Origin of the sequence: Dolichospermum heterosporum TAC447, from assembly GCF_024584745.1 — a bacterium.
Taxonomy (GTDB): Bacteria; Cyanobacteriota; Cyanobacteriia; order Cyanobacteriales; family Nostocaceae; genus Dolichospermum; species Dolichospermum heterosporum.
This window is the reverse complement of sequence record NZ_CP099464.1, coordinates 3351988-3365152: the sequence shown is the minus strand read 5'-3', so window position 1 is coordinate 3365152 and position 13165 is coordinate 3351988. Positions and strand designations below refer to the sequence as shown.

At 40.3% G+C, this 13165-nt stretch carries 12 protein-coding genes and 1 pseudogene; 2 read left to right on the top strand and 11 right to left on the bottom strand.

The features are described from left to right. Positions 1–67 precede the first annotated feature (67 nt). Together NG743_RS15135 and NG743_RS15130 are read right to left on the bottom strand one after the other, a co-directional pair. A complete protein-coding gene (locus NG743_RS15135) occupies positions 68–685 on the bottom strand; it encodes a flavin prenyltransferase UbiX (protein ID WP_027403553.1) in 618 nt (205 codons plus the stop codon). 94 nt (positions 686–779) lie between these two features. Then, the gene (locus tag NG743_RS15130; protein WP_257120356.1) at positions 780–3134 is read right to left on the bottom strand and encodes a ribonuclease R family protein; all 2355 of its coding nucleotides are present in this window, start codon (positions 3132–3134) and stop codon (positions 780–782) included. Between the two features lie 1208 nt (positions 3135–4342). Between NG743_RS15130 and NG743_RS15125 the strand changes: the two genes are divergently transcribed. Continuing rightward, positions 4343–5056: a slr1353 family protein gene (locus NG743_RS15125; RefSeq protein WP_257122160.1), complete on the top strand. Its 714-nt coding sequence runs from the start codon at positions 4343–4345 to the stop codon at positions 5054–5056. A gap of 153 nt (positions 5057–5209) precedes the next feature. Here the strand turns inward: NG743_RS15125 and clpP are convergent, their stop codons facing one another. Further along, positions 5210–5815: an ATP-dependent Clp endopeptidase proteolytic subunit ClpP gene (gene clpP, locus NG743_RS15120; protein ID WP_193896123.1), complete on the bottom strand. Its 606-nt coding sequence runs from the start codon at positions 5813–5815 to the stop codon at positions 5210–5212. A 422-nt stretch (positions 5816–6237) separates the two neighbouring features. Here clpP and NG743_RS27080 point away from each other — a divergent pair, with 422 nt between their 5' ends. After that, a complete protein-coding gene (locus NG743_RS27080) occupies positions 6238–6393 on the top strand; it encodes a QAALIT motif small membrane protein (RefSeq protein ID WP_503366671.1) in 156 nt (51 codons plus the stop codon). 60 nt (positions 6394–6453) lie between these two features. On the opposite strand, the gene NG743_RS15115 is transcribed toward NG743_RS27080, so the two are convergent. The 8 genes and pseudogenes from NG743_RS15115 to NG743_RS15080 form a co-directional block, all read right to left on the bottom strand. Continuing rightward, on the bottom strand, positions 6454–7113 hold the full coding sequence (locus tag NG743_RS15115; RefSeq protein ID WP_257120355.1) for a glycosyltransferase: 660 nt from the start codon (positions 7111–7113) through the stop codon (positions 6454–6456). 6 nt (positions 7114–7119) lie between these two features. Next, positions 7120–7206: pseudogene (locus NG743_RS15110) on the bottom strand (hypothetical protein); the annotation flags it as partial. Positions 7207–7211: 5 nt separating this feature from the next. Beyond that, positions 7212–7694 carry an NAD(P)-binding protein gene (locus NG743_RS15105; protein WP_257120354.1) on the bottom strand — a complete coding sequence of 161 codons (483 nt, stop codon included), beginning with the start codon at positions 7692–7694 and terminating at the stop codon, positions 7212–7214. A gap of 39 nt (positions 7695–7733) precedes the next feature. Beyond that, positions 7734–8732 (bottom strand): glycosyltransferase family 2 protein, encoded by a 999-nt coding sequence (locus NG743_RS15100; RefSeq protein ID WP_257120353.1) that lies wholly within the window; start codon positions 8730–8732, stop codon positions 7734–7736. Between the two features lie 414 nt (positions 8733–9146). Then, positions 9147–10121, bottom strand: coding sequence for an FTR1 family iron permease (locus NG743_RS15095; protein ID WP_027403548.1), 975 nt, complete (start codon positions 10119–10121; stop codon positions 9147–9149). 120 nt (positions 10122–10241) lie between these two features. After that, entirely contained in the window at positions 10242–10676 is a 435-nt protein-coding gene (locus NG743_RS15090; RefSeq protein ID WP_027403547.1) for a ferritin-like domain-containing protein, read from the bottom strand. A 180-nt stretch (positions 10677–10856) separates the two neighbouring features. Continuing rightward, positions 10857–11873, bottom strand: a complete 1017-nt coding sequence (locus tag NG743_RS15085) for a ComEA family DNA-binding protein (protein WP_257120351.1) — start codon at positions 11871–11873, stop codon at positions 10857–10859. Positions 11874–12038: 165 nt separating this feature from the next. Further along, entirely contained in the window at positions 12039–13064 is a 1026-nt protein-coding gene (locus NG743_RS15080; RefSeq protein WP_257120349.1) for a multicopper oxidase domain-containing protein, read from the bottom strand. Positions 13065–13165: the final 101 nt, after the last annotated feature.

Below are 13165 nucleotides of genomic sequence, written 5' to 3'. Positions count from 1 at the left end.
GTCCAATTACTTGTTACCGACTGGTAACTTAGCATAACAAGTACCGAAGAGCCATTTTTGATTGCTATCAATGACCTTGCCAGCGCTGAATTGGTATACAGTCAATATCTAGTTGATCTAGGGCGCGAGCAACCACAAAATCAACTAAATCCTCAATGGTTTGAGGGTTGTGATACCAAGCAGGAATAGCAGGTACTATTCTCACGCCAGTTTCCGCTAAGGTCGTTAAGTTCCGCAGGTGAATTAAGCTAAAAGGAGTTTCTCTGGGGACAATTACCAGTTTACGTCCTTCTTTAATTTGGACATCTGCGGCTCGTTCTAGTAAATCAGAACTGAGTCCCCCAGCTAGTTTGGCAACTGTACTCATACTACAAGGCATAATGACCATCCCCAAAGTTCGGAAAGAACCACTGGCAATACCAGCACCAACATCACTCCAAGGATGACACCGAAGTTTCCCCTGTTCGGGAACTCCGGCTTGTTGTCGCCAAAATTGCTCTTGTTTATCTGGTTCTGCTGGCATTCGGATTTCCTCTTCTGCTTGCCAAACTATGTAAGTTGATTTAGAGGCTACCAGTTCAATCTGATATTCTGCTGCCAAGAGAAATTTGAGGGCGCGAACAGCGTAAATCAGACCGGATGCACCTGTTACGCCCAGGATTAAAGGTTTTGTGTTATTGGTCATTAGTCATTAGTCAGTGGTCATTAGTCAGTGGTCAGTGGTGAGTGGTCAGTAGTTAAGAGCAATGGACAACTGACCACTGACAAAGAACAACTGACTATTCCTCATCATAGGGTTCTTGATCAAAAGGGTCGGTTTTATTGGGTGAATAAATGTCTCCTGTATCGTCATCTTCATTGTTACCATTTGCACCCATACTTTTTGGTAAACCATCAGCGCCAACGGTGACAAGATCAATTTGTTGACGGTAGTAATCAACACTTTTGACTTGTACCATACAGCTATCACCTAATCGGTATGAAGCTCGATTTTTCCGCCCAAATAAAGCCTGTTGTCTGGCTCGATATTCATACCAATCGTCTTTGAGGGAACTGACGTGAACTAGTCCTTCTACCCGTAAGGTATTAGCGAGACTGGTTTCTGTGGGCGATTCTACTGGGACTTCAATTTCGACAAAGAAGCCGTAGGATTGAACTCCGGTAATTACGCCGGGAAAGACTTCGCCAATGCGTTGTTTCATTAAGGAAGCTTTTTGGAGTCCGGCTAAATCGGCTTCAGCTTCTTGGACTTCTTTTTCCCGGTCATTAATTTGCACAATGACTCTGGCTAAGTCACTTTGGATTTCTTGGTGGAGTTCTGGGGGGAGAACGTTCCAATTAATTTCTTCGTGACAATTGGAATGGCGCAGGTTAATCCGATCTTTAACGCGGGTATTCCGGCGATCGCGCCCATGTTCTATTAAGTGATGATACACCCGTTGTAAGAGGATGTCTGGATAACGACGTAGGGGGGCGGTGATGTGGACATATTGGGATAAAGCCAGTCCAAAATGAGAACCTTTGGTGGTGCTGTAGACGGAAGGCTTGAGGGTATCTTGTAATAAATAGGTGAGAACTTGTTCCGAGGGGGAATCGGCAAAAGCACCGGTCAAGTGTTGATAATCTAGGGGTTGGATTTCCAATTCTGGATCTAGTCCCAATTCCACACCTAAATTAACAGCTAGTTTGAGCATTTCCTGAACATCTTCGGGATCAGGTGTGCCTTGAACTCGCCATAAACTAGGAATCCCCAAGGCGCTGAGGTGATCAGCCATGAGTTGATTCACTAATATTACCAACTCGGTGATGAGCGATCGCCCTGGCAAGTCATTCAGTACCACAGATCCCATTGATCCCTCATCATAATAGGGGTTATGACTAGGTGGGAGATTCAACTGTAAACTACCGCGCTGTAACCGTATCTGTTTAATAGCAGTAGCTAAAGTCTGCAAATCTAGTAATTTCTCTTGGACTGCGGCTGCCACTTTGGTGCTTTCAGCGGCGAGGATGCTTTCTGTATCCCCTTGACTGACAGCTACATTTACATTAATCACACTCGGTTGAATTTCCCATTCCTCCACTTCTCCCGATTGAGGGTTAATGGTGATGATCAAGGAAAGAGCCAAGCGATCGCTTCCAGGGACTAAAGAACACCGTTCTGTCACCGCTGCTGGTAACATCGGCAATAATAACTCTCCTAGATACACTGACTTACCACGCTTGAGTGCTTCCCTGTCCAAAGCTTCATCCGCTTGAATATAGTGGGAAACATCCGTAATGTGAAAAATTAATCGCCAATTGTCAGCACTAATTTTTTCGACACTAAAGGCATTTTCTACCACCGACTCATCACCGTTGCTACTCTTAATAGTGAAGGTAAAAACATCACGTAAATCCAGACGATTTTTCAGGTCTGCTTTCAGGAGTCTCTTGGGTAACTTCGCCGCCGCATCGAGGATCGAATCGGGAAAAGTTCGGGATAAATCATGTTTACAAGTGACCAAATCTATATCCGCTGCGGCTTCAGCATCACTACCCAGAATTTGTACCACTCGACCCAAGGGGGGATATTGTGCCAACGGATAGCGGAGAATTTCTACATGAGCTAAATGGTCAATAGCCTCTTCCAACTTCATACTGTTGAGTTGTAGTTTCAGTTCAAACAGCAATCTGTCATCCAAAGGAACAGCCCGAAACCCTTCCTCTACCTGCTTAATTCTGGCGAGTAAAGTATGATTAGACCGCTCCATAATCAACTTCACCTCACCTTCAGGCGATCGCCGGCGACTACCTTCCTTGAGGACTCTAACCAAAACGCGATCGCCATTCCAGGCATTACTCAAATGACTTTCGCGGATGTAAATATCCTCTGAGCCTTCGCTATCTTGAATCGCAAAACAAAAGCCCTTACTAGAACAACGTAGTTTCGCCTCAATTAAGCCCTCTTCCGTAACGCGGCGATATTTCCCCCGTTCCTTTACCAAAAGCCCAATTTTTTCTAACACATCCAAAGTAATTTGGAGTTTTTCTAGACTTTCTTCATCCTCACAACCCAGTTTCTTTTCTAGGACTTTACGAGCCACCAATTTATCATCTGTAAAATTGGCAAGAAGTGTAGCGATTGAAAATTCCATGCAGTGAACCGACCTTTGGTCAAAACATCATTTGTTGTCGAGTCCGGCCTTTACTGTATCCCCTCACGGTCTACAGACACTTGCTGCCGTACGAATTTCGCCCTTGCGTAGTGTTTCGTAGAAAAGGCAAGTCCGCTCATAGCGCAGCACGGCATTAGCCATAGTCATTGTCAAAGAAAGCCCCTGCGTTGACCGGAAATTTTAGATTTTAGATTTTAGATTAAAAAAATTTGGTATGGGTTTCCGTCTTTCAGGACGGAAAAATACTCGCTGCGCTGCGTACGCTTCGCTAACGTCAATCCCAAATCCAAAGTTTTCGAGCTTCTACACTTGTTTGGTGAAGTCAATCCAAAATCCAAAATCATTAATCCAAAATCGAGTGACTTCTCACTGCACGACAATCTCAGAGTTTGCTTGCGTGACCCTTGACCTGATCTAAACAATTTTCACCATGCACTCCTGATACTCAATAATTAAACACTAAGTAATTAGATAATGGATGAGTGAGAGACTTGGTTTGAAGAACTCTCTATACCACCCACAAGCTACAAACTGGCTTAACCATAGGTGTTTGATGGTTTAGATATAAGGTAATCTCACGCCATCAGCATCTGATAACATAGCGTGGCGTTAGCCATGTCTTCACTGGCAGAAACCGCTGAAAAACCCAATTCTCGCTTATGTAGGATTGGTAACAATCAGGTAAGCAGTAAAACACAGGCAACGAGGGCAGACCTTATCTTTATCATTGTAGATTTAGAGCGCACTTCTTTAAAAATACTTCTAGATATCTAATTGGGTAATTAGTATAGCATTTTAAAGATAGACAACAATTTGTGTTGAACAACTGCTAGTATCAGAACATATTTAAAATTGTGAGTGCTTAGTTCTCAGTAAAACTTTATATTGAAATATATGGTTTTGTCTAGGGGATTGGTAATTGGTATACTAAACACGGTTGAGACATGGACTTTTACAAAATCACGAAAAACCTAGATCTGTAGGGGTTTAGCACTGCTAAACCCCTACCCACAGAATCAAATTATTAAGCCGTGTTGAGTATAATTGGTAATTGGTAATGGAGAAAAATTCTTGACTCATTCCCTGTTCCCTGTTCCCTGTTCCCTGTTCCCTGTTCCCTGTTCCCTGTTCCCTAATTAAGAACTGACGTTATTAGGAAAATTTAGATAAAAATGGTTGAAAGCATTATGTTGGCACAATTCCAGAACTTGTACCCCAACGGCAGTATTATCTCAGAACTAATAGAAATTTTTCAAGGGAAATATATCGTCCGTGTCAGTATACAACTCGAAGGCATCACCAAGGCAACGGGTATGGCAGGGGCAGAAACAGTAGAAGCAGCAGAAGACCAAGCTAGAGATAGAGCATTCACAGTTCTAGGCATCAAAAATCTCCCAGTAGAAGCCACAAAATCAGCTTCACCATCAGTAACTCCACCACCAATCAAACCTGCTCTACAGGAATCACCACCCCTTCCTCCGGTCAGCAACACCAACACAGCAATATATACACCACCCTTTCTAGAAGAGCAAATTGATACTCAAGTTGCAAAACCAGAAATATTCCCACATCAAGAACCAGAATCTCGACCCTTAGCCTTAGCAGAAGTCCCTCCGAGTAATGTTACACCGTTCACCCCTCGGAGTTACACACCTTACGAAGATACTGGTGTCCAGTCAGCCATTGGTAAAAACAAAAGACGTAATGAACCAGTCAACTTATCTGATGTTATTGCCCAAACAGACGTAGAAATCGAGCGATTAGGCTGGACACCAGAACAAGGAAAAGATTATCTAGTCAAAACCTACAGCAAACGAGGACGTTCTCTCCTAAGTGAAGAAGAACTACGAAATTTTCTCACTTACCTTAAATCCCAACCAGACCCCATTGCGGGATTTTAGCATCAGGAGTATGGCTAACGCCACGCTGCGCTATCAGGGGTTCAGGAGTCAGAAGAAAGAAGAAAGAAGAAAGAAGAATTTTCTCAATGACAACTGACAACTGACAACTGACAACTGACAACTGACAACTGACTAATGACAACTGACTAATGACTAAACTAAAGCTACAGGACGACTACCAGCAGCATGACGGTCAATTACTTGGTCAATCAAGCCATATTCCCTAGCTTCAGCAGGAGACATGAAGAAATCACGTTCTGTATCTTCAGAAATTCGCTCAAAAGGTTGGCCAGTATGTTCAGCAAGATATTCATTCAGCCGCTGCTTGTGATACAAAATTTCGCGGGCTTGAATTGCTATATCAGTCGCCTGTCCTTGTGCGCCACCGAGAGGTTGGTGAATCATAATCCGTGAATGGGGTAAACTCATCCGCTTACCCTTTGTACCCGCGCTAAGGAGAAAAGCCCCCATACTTGCGGCTAATCCAGTACAAATTGTACAGACATCGGGGCGGATATGCTTCATTGTATCAAAAATACCCATACCCGCTGTTACTGAACCACCAGGAGAATTAATGTACATATATATGTCCTTCTCCGCATCCTCAGAATCTAAAAACAACAGTTGGGCAACAATCAAGTTGGCCAGATTGCTATCAACCTGTTCTCCCAAAAAAATAATCCGCTCACGCAACAGCCGTGAATAGATATCAAAGGCACGTTCGCCTCGACCCGATTGTTCAATAACGATAGGAATCATTTAGCGTGTTTTTAGCTATTTTTCATTTATTCTATCGGTGACAAAGACTAATTGTGTTGAAATTGCCAATTAACATTCAAAAAAACTGGGTAAAGAGAACAGATAGGATTTTTTATGAAGAAATATATCTTACGCAAGTATCAGTATTTATACGGTTTTCATTAATTGAGTGCCTGGAGTAGTAGAATTGTCTATTTCCGTAAATTTAAAAATAAATTTGTAGTTACAAGACACTTTTTTGAAAAATAACCGTCTTAGTTGTTAGGTACATATAAAGAGAGATCTAGATCACATTCTTTAATAGATTTCTGCGATATTCTCAAGTTATATGCACCGAATCCGATAAACCGATAACGCAAAGTGTATTGAGAATAACAATTTCCTATAGAAGTCCCATCCATATAAATAAAGAGAGGGGTATTATGCTAGAAAAACTTATACAAGCAGCCTTTATTACATTTTTATTGCAACTTATCGCCGTATTGAGTAATACTACTCCAATACGTCCCAAGGCAGTCTCACCTATTTCAGAAATGTCAGGGCCTATAATTAGTTCGACTTTTCATATTTCGGAGTAAAATGCAAGATATAGGAAACAGGGAACTGTCGTCAACTCACCCGCCATTCATCCCACGCTCCTAAGAGTGAGACGTGAGGCTTCTGTCGGGATAGCTAAACAAATTAAGGTATTTCTGAGTCGCTGTTGCTACACTAAATTGCTCAAGCCAAGCAGCATCAACGGACTTAATATTACCTGCTAATACCCGTTTTATAGCCTCAGCCATTGCTTGGCTATCACCAACAGGCACTAACTCTCCGTACTTCCCGTTGGACAGAATCTCCCTTGGACCACTAGGACAGTCTGTAGATATAACTGGCGTTCCTAGAGCGCGATTCGCTTCAATGATCACGTTTGAGAATGACTCAGAAAGAGAAGATAAAACTACGACAGATGAGGCAATTATATAAGCATAGGGATTATTTACAAAACCTGGTAGCATAACATCCTGTTCTACACCCAACTCAGAGATTAAAGCTTTTAGTTGCTTTTCCTCCGCTCCAGTTCCTAAAATCATTAATCTAGCTGGTTGTAACTGTCGCACCATAGCAAAAGCTCGGATCAAATTAGAAAAGTCTTTGACCTGATGTAGCCTTCCCACTGCTAAAATAACTGGAGGTTCTCCCTGCTTAAACCAAGGATGATCTAGGGGCTGTTTTGATTTTTCCAGAAGTTCAGGGGTGATAACAGGGTTATAAATTACCTGAATCCGAGATAGAGGAATACCAGTTACTTGCACAAAATCCTTGGCTGCTGCCTGAGAAACGATGACAATATCATCCGCCCAAGGATAGAACCATCGAGCCGATAATCTTACCCAATGGGCGTGAATTTTATTCAGAATTGACCATCTAAATTCAACAATATGTTCTTGAGAAGAAAGTATGCTTTACCAAAGCGATTGCAAACCCATTGTTCAAAATTTTCTTCAACTGGATGAGGTTTAATTTTAACTTGCAAATAACTAAATAACATTAGCAAACTGTTAATAATTCCCAGATTTGATAAGGCATTAGTTACTTCCAAAGGATAGTTAAAAAATTTCCCATTGTAGTAAATGCGGGATAGCCTAGGGACTTTCAAAAAGTTATTCCCCAATATCTCTAACCAAATTTGCTGAATTTCTCCCACTTTGGTGTAAAATCTGTGACCGCCAATATCAAAGCGATACCCTTTATATGTTTCTGTGCGCGAAATTCCCCCTACTTTGTCAGCTTGTTCTAATACAATTGGCTTAATACCTTGCTTAACTAACTCATGAGCCGCTGTTAAACCAGCAGGACTCGCACCAATTATTACAATATTGCAGTTATTTTTCAAGTATTAGCACCTGATAGTATTATTATTGATAGTATTATATTATGAGCATTTAAATATGATACCTTTCCTTAAAATACCAATCACGAAGGCTAGACCACTGTAAAAATAGTAAAACCAGTGCCAAGGTAATACGCCCAAGGTAAATAAAATACCCCGCTTACTTATAAAAAAATGGTAAACAGAAGCATTAATTCCTGTAAGCAATGCACAGATAACAGCAGACACAATTAATAATCTCCATTGCCACCAACAAGCCAGTAAACTCAGTAACAAAGAGTAAACTAAAATGACACTTAGCCGACTTGACCAACCCAAATTCAAATCAGAAGGCATTTCTCCTTGACGGAGTATTAATTGTGTCCAAGGTAAAGCGCGATCGCACACATCTGCTTTAATTAAAGATATGACTTCCCATTTTTTCAAATGTTTTACTTGTAAAGCTTTCATCAATTCAATTTTGTAACCCGCTGCTTTGAGCCGATAACCTAACTCAATATCCTCCACACAGGGACGACGATAACTCTCGTCAAAACCCCCCATAGCTGAGAAGATATCACGACGAATTGCACCGCAAGCCCCCCAAAAAGTGAAAGCGTTTTCATTGGCATTTTGATGGGTATAATGATGAAGAAGATTTTTGTACTGAGAAAGAAAATTACTCGCTCCTGGAGTATCATCATAAGAACCTATCAACGCTGCTAAACTCGGATCTTTTGCAAAAGCTAATCTTACCTGATTGATTGTATCTGGCGCTATAGTGACATCAGCATCCACAAAAAACAGGATATCTCCTTGAGCCTCAGATGCACCTAAGTTTCTGGCCTGTGCTGGTCCGCCTTTTTCCTTGACTCTAATAACTTTAGTGCCCCAGTCTGTCGCTACCTGCCAAGAATTATCTGTATCCCCATCAGCTACGACAATAACTTCTTGAGGACGTTCCAGTGATGCGCTAATAGCTGACAAACACTGACGAAAAATCTCACCGCCATTATAAACGGGAATAATTACCGAAATTGATAGCTCTGTTAGCAAATTCATAAAAATACCTGCTATGTGGGAAACTCAGCGGCTTTAGCCCTGAGATGGAAGGAGAGCAACGCAATTTTGTGAGGTGCGAAAAATCGGTAATATAATTTACAGGATTTTTTAGCGATCGCAAAGCGCTCCGTAGGAATCGCTAATTAGAAAAGCCAAAAATAAGTAATTGGACAAAAATATTTACAGTCATTGCGAGCGAAGGGAAGCAATCGCAAGGGTTGTGATTGCTTCATTTCGATTCGTTCCATTCCCAATGACATTGTGTAATTAATTCTGTCTCACTACTTAGGAAACTTCTACCTCTGTTTATTGTCAATAAGCCTCCATCAATAATCGTTTGACGAGGCGGCGGTTTACTGGGCTTGCGCTTTAATGCTGACTCTATGCCTTCTTTTACCAATCGCTCTCTCAAATTCACAATTTTTTGCTTGACAGACCACTAGTCATAACTTTATTTTTGCTGTTTTTGCTAGATTGATTATTTCCACCTGTAATGCTGAGGAAATATAGTCCACCAATACTGGTAAGAAATACTAAATATCCTACAGCTTGAACAATATATATTTTGTCCCTATAACCAAATAATGATTTGAGAATGATACCGGGGAACTGTTCATCAGATAAGATTTTTTCCGTATTCCAAACTATTGGACCTAAGATGCAAGAATGAATTCTGGTAAAGTGTTCATAATAGAAACAAAGATTTTCTGAAGAACGACTACTCAGGGACAGATTGGCTATAGCTTCATCAAAGTGTTGTAACCCGGAAACTACTAAGCCAGAAACAATTAATATTAATAAAACGCCCATGATTTGGAAAAATTGGCGGATATTAATTTTCACACCCCATTTAAATAATAGAACCCCAATAGCTGCGGCTGTTGCTAAACCACCCAGTGCGCCTAAAGTTGGTAATAAACCTTGTTGAAAATTGGCTGCAACAAATAAAACAGTTTCAAATCCTTCGCGGACAATAGCGACTAAAATTAAACTAAAAACTCCCCAAGCAGCATTTGAGTTTTTGCCTAATGCTTCTGTGACTGCTCCCTCAACTTGTGCTTTCATAAATCTGGCTTGTTTTGTCATCCAGATAAGCATCCAACTGAGCATAACTATAGCTAAAACACTAAATATACCTTCTAATGTTGGCTCAACAACGGAGGTATATTGAGGATTAATAGATCCTAAGAATTTAATGATCCCCGTAAATAAAATACCGATTAAGCCACTAACTATAATACCAACAATAACACCAGCATAAACCCAAGGGTTCAATCGAGATTGTTTGGCTTTTTTTAATAATGCGAGGACAATACCCACAACTAGAGCGGCTTCCACACCTTCTCTGAGGGTAATTACAAAAGTAGGTAGAGCGGTACTAAAATTCATATTTATTAGTGTTAGTTGTAGATTTTTGCTTCTCCTGATTTCTGTAGGGGGTAAAAGCACAATCCTCTGTTTGTCCCATATAACCCCACCCCCTCCCCGCAAGCGAGGAGGGGGACTAAATTAACTGAAATCGCGTAACATTTTCTTGAGTTCGAGATTGTGCATCTCCTCTTGTCCGATCATACCACGAGTAAATTCTTCTAAATAGATACTGGCATTATTGACGGTTTCTAGAAGAGTTTTGTACATATCCAAAGCTTTCTTTTCATGGGATAAACTTTCTTGTAATATGTCTTTAACATTATGCTTGAAAGTTTCTTCCATTGGAGCAATTCTCAAGGTAGGATGCCCTTCTAAGCCTGTGAGAATTTCTCCTACTTGTTGAGCATGAAGTAAAGATTCTGCGGCTTGTGCTTTGAAGAATGCCACAATGGGGATACGATTAGGACCTGTCACCATTAAGGAATAATGGGTGTAACGAACTACCCCTGCTAGTTCAAATTCCATAATGGAGTTGAGAATATCAATGGTCTTTTGGTGGTCGAGTTCTTGCATTAGTTGTTAAGTTGAGCAAAGTTACATGAGGAGAGTTTTTAGATACCAATTATTAGTGAGCAGTTATACTTTTTTCAGGTTTTAAAACCCCAAACTGGTTTCACTTTTGGTTTTTAACTATTTTCTCTCTTATTCACCATTTTAAACGTCTTATTCTGGACTTCCAATGGTGTGAAAATACTAATTTTGTGCTTTAGTGCTGGTTTTTGTTCGCACTTTTTGGGTATTTTCCTCGATGATTTTTACTAGCTTGGTAACATCTTCTGAAGTGCTGACTGCTTGGACTGGAGGGATAGCAGTAGGCCAAACTTTCACCAATTCCATAAAAGCTGTATCTATGGCTTTGTGCGACTCAGGATGTTCTTGAGTCATTTGGCTAGAAATATCTTGATATAGTTCTTGAGAGTAGACTATAAAGCCACGAGAATCTTGATACTCAATGGGGGCGGTAATTTTGCCGTTGGCAATTGCTGCACCATATTCTGAGTTAGCGGCATCTAGTAAACCGTTGATAACTTGGAGAACAAATTCGGGTTTGCTACGTTCTTCGGTTGGTAAAGCGGCGATCGCACTATCCACAGCTTGCACGGAAGTGGTAAAGTTAGTTTTGATTTTGGCATCCTTGGGATTAGATTTAACTAAGTCGGTTAAACTTACCAAGTTACTTTTAAATTCTTTAACTTTGCGTTCTTCCAGTTGTTCTTCAACATCAATATAAATTTCCTCAACTGGATGTCCAATGTGGGGTTGAGCCTGTTTAGGTTGATTTTGATCTAATAATTCTTTGGCTACTAAAAGATGCCCTTTCATTAATCCCAATTTGGTCATATAGTCAATATCTTTCGCTTCACCGGTCAGCACAACTTCCTCAACTGTCACCATGTCTTTTATTTTATCAAACTGGGTTTGAGTAATAACTTTTTTACTAACTAAATCCACTGGATTGGCGTAGGGACGGTTGGCTTGAATTTTGTTTGATAAAGCTGGGACTCCTAACGTAGCTTCTAATTTATCTAACTGCGATAAAATTGCATTATTGATATTAATTTTAGCTTTATTACCATGAGCGCTCATTTCTGCAACCGGGACTTTGCTTTGTGTTTGCATTTCTGCTTTTGGTATGTCGCTGGTACAAGAACTCAAGGAAATCATGGCACAAGCAGCGATAGACAAGAATAAATAACGGAATCTGATCATTTTTGCTCCTGGTAAACTGTTAATGTTTGTAATTTAAGGATTTAGTAGTAGATAAATTGGCAAATATTTCGTTTTAGATGTAATTATGATTTATCATAAATGCAAATATTTATCAACTATTATTCTAAAAGACAAGTATAAATTAAGTAATCTTTCTGAGTTTTGTCAGGATTTATTGACGGATTTTTGGGAATCTTTTTCCGCGATTACTTCAAACTGTCCCATACACCCGCTTTCAGCGATCGCATCTTGATGAGGATGAAACATATATTTACCTGGATAGGGAAACGCAAACTCTAAAATATGCCTTTCAGCGACACCCATTGTTAAAACATCGGTTTTCTCACTGGGTTTCATTGTCATACCGGAACGATAAACATCAAAGAAGTTAGCGTGCAGATGAAACGTCACAGCAGGATCAAATTCAATAATATTCAAAACATAGACCCGGATTAACTGATTTTGGTAAATCTGAATGGGATGGTGCATATAATGATGTGGCACACCATTAAAAGCATAATATTCATTTTTGTTATCATCATTTACATCATACCCAGACATAATTAAAACAATTTCATCCGCAGGGGGACGAGGTTTAGGCGGGTCAATGATAAACATTCCATATAAACCTTTAGCAATGTGGCGAGTAACCGGGGCAATGTGACAGTGATATAAATGAACGCCATAGGGTTCGGCATCAAATTCATATATGGTCGCTCTACCGTTACTTACAGGTTTTATTCCATCCATTTCAGCAGGATGAACTCCATGAAAATGTAAAGAATGGGAATGTCCAGCATTATTGAGAAAAAGTATTCTTATTCTTTCTCCTTCTTTAGCCCGAAGTGTAGGACCTGGAATCCGCCCGTTTAAGTCCCAAATATTATAGGAGACAGCACTATTAAGCTGAATTGTGGAAGTTCCAGCAGTTAGCTGAAATTCACGGACTGTGCGCCCATTTTCCTGCTTAATTGTTCCATAATCAAAATCTCGTAATACCTGCATAGGATTAGTAGCACCATTAGATGTTGCCATTTCCATCGGTGGTACTCTGACATTGGCATGATTTTTGGTATTCAATATCTGCCAAATTGTGGCTGCACTTAGGACTCCAGCACCGGATAATCCGATTTGTAGTAGTTGGCGACGACTCCAAATTTTATCTTTACTGAAAGTAAAGTTGTCAGACATGAGACTAATAGGAATATGGGTATGTGAGAAATTGCGAATAATTTGCAATTAGCTTTATGTATAATATAAAAATTAGGAATTATTGTCAATAACTTGGAAAA

Excerpts from the sequence above, each read along its gene's own strand:
- NG743_RS15135 (WP_027403553.1), bottom strand. The coding sequence starts at position 685 with ATGACCAATAACACAAAACCTTTAATCCTGGGCGTAACAGGTGCATCC.
- NG743_RS15130 (WP_257120356.1), bottom strand. The coding sequence starts at position 3,134 with ATGGAATTTTCAATCGCTACACTTCTTGCCAATTTTACAGATGATAAA.
- NG743_RS15125 (WP_257122160.1), top strand. The coding sequence starts at position 4,343 with ATGTTGGCACAATTCCAGAACTTGTACCCCAACGGCAGTATTATCTCA.
- clpP (WP_193896123.1), bottom strand. The coding sequence starts at position 5,815 with ATGATTCCTATCGTTATTGAACAATCGGGTCGAGGCGAACGTGCCTTT.
- NG743_RS27080 (WP_503366671.1), top strand. The coding sequence starts at position 6,238 with ATGCTAGAAAAACTTATACAAGCAGCCTTTATTACATTTTTATTGCAA.
- NG743_RS15100 (WP_257120353.1), bottom strand. The coding sequence starts at position 8,732 with ATGAATTTGCTAACAGAGCTATCAATTTCGGTAATTATTCCCGTTTAT.
- NG743_RS15095 (WP_027403548.1), bottom strand. The coding sequence starts at position 10,121 with ATGAATTTTAGTACCGCTCTACCTACTTTTGTAATTACCCTCAGAGAA.
- NG743_RS15090 (WP_027403547.1), bottom strand. The coding sequence starts at position 10,676 with ATGCAAGAACTCGACCACCAAAAGACCATTGATATTCTCAACTCCATT.
- NG743_RS15085 (WP_257120351.1), bottom strand. The coding sequence starts at position 11,873 with ATGATCAGATTCCGTTATTTATTCTTGTCTATCGCTGCTTGTGCCATG.
- NG743_RS15080 (WP_257120349.1), bottom strand. The coding sequence starts at position 13,064 with ATGTCTGACAACTTTACTTTCAGTAAAGATAAAATTTGGAGTCGTCGC.